Raw genomic sequence first — 1,613 nt, 5'->3', positions numbered from 1 at the left:
CGGCCGACGACCCGCAGGGCGCGGCGCGCGGCGACGTCGCCGCTGTCGGCGGCGGCCGTCAGCCGGGACCGGTCGACGGCGACGTACGCGAACTCCTGGGCGACGAAGTACCCGGTCGCGGCGGTGAGCAGGATGACGGCGAAAAGGCCGAGCGCGGCGGTCAGCATGACGCACCGGGTCTATGACTGGGGTCCGGCACTGCGGACTCTCAACTCCTCTCGGTCGGCGACTCAGTCAACGTCCCCGCGCGGGAGACGACACCTACAGAACGTCACTTCACACCACGACGTTCCCTTGACACAAGTCGTCCTGCCGTGACGCTGTGTGTTTTTCCTAACGGCCGGGAACCGTCCGGGGGTGGCCGGAGGCGGCCAGTGGGCGCGCGGCGGCGTTCCGGGGTGACGCGCGGCGTCCCGGTTCACCATGATTCGCGGGACGGGCCGCGAAGCTCCCGGAACGTCGGGAGCGGGCAACCCGCTTGTGCCGGAAAGTGCCGCGGATCACACTGAACGGAAACCGGGCGGCGGATCCTGGACGGTACGGCGGCGGGGGAACCCGAGGGCCGCCGCGCGAATCGAAGTCGGTGTCGGTGATCAGGGCGGGGCGAGGACGGGGCAGGGACACGGGGCCGAGGTGAACGAGAGCGGAACCGGGGCGGCGCCCATGAGCCGCGAGGGCGTCGACCACGCCCTCGCACAGCTGCGCGCGGACGCCGAGCGGATCTCGGCGTCGCTGCTCGACCTCGACGCGCACCCCGGTTCCCGGCTGCTCAAGGGCGCCCGGCTCACCGGCGAGACCTGGCGGCGCTGGGACGAGGCGCAGCGCCGGATCGGCACCCTGTGGAAGCTGTTCGACGCCTACAGCCGCGTGCTCGACCAGGCGACCGCGCTGCGCGGCGAGTCCGCCCGCCCGGACGCCGACACCCTGCTGACCCTCAGCGGCATGCTCATCGGGACGTCGGTGGACCTGCCGGACGGCGAGGTCCCGCTCGACCGGCGCACGCTGCTCGGCCCGGAGCGCGAGCGCGTGTCCCTCGACGAGGCCGTCCGGCTGATGTCGGAGGCCTACGAGGAGTCCGCGGCCGTGGTGGTCGCCGCCGACAACGCCTGGACGGCGCTGCTGCTCCCGCTGGACGAGGTGGAGCAGAGCTGGCGGGAGGCGGCGCGCACGGCGCAGGAGCTGGACGGCGTCCGGCATCCCGAGCTGGACCGCGTCGGCCGGGAGCTGACCGCGCTCGGCCGGGTCGTCCGGACCGATCCGCTGTCGCTGGTCACCGGTTCGGGCAGCGAGGCGAAGCCGGACACCTCGCGGCTGGACGCGCTGCGCGCCGCGCTGGACAAGGTCCGCGCCGAGCTGGCCGACGCGGTGGCCGCCCGGGACGGGCACACCGCGCTGGTGGACCGGCTGACCGCCGCGATCGACGGGGTAGCCGAGGCGGAGCGGGCGGCCCGCGCGTCCCGGGAGACGGCGCTCGAGAAGATCGACTCGCCGGGGCTGCCGGAGCCGGTCACGCCGTCCGGCGGGCTGCGCGACCGGCTCGCGGCGCTGGCCGCGCTGTGCGCCGAGAACCGGTGGCGGGAGCTGGCCGTCCGCGCGGCCGAGCTGGACCGGGC

1 protein-coding gene is annotated in these 1,613 nt (G+C 74.8%); it reads left to right on the top strand.

Features of this window, described 5'->3' with window-relative positions:
* Window positions 1-633: 633 nt before the first annotated feature.
* On the top strand, window positions 634-1,613 hold a 980-nt coding region (locus AB0J52_RS39660; protein ID WP_500188282.1), incomplete at its 3' end, for a hypothetical protein.

It is taken from the genome of Spirillospora sp. NPDC049652 (genome assembly GCF_040675125.1).
Classification (GTDB): Bacteria; Actinomycetota; Actinomycetes; order Streptosporangiales; family Streptosporangiaceae; genus Spirillospora.
Note: the sequence above shows the minus strand (reverse complement) of the source record. Positions and strands in the feature narration are given on the sequence as shown.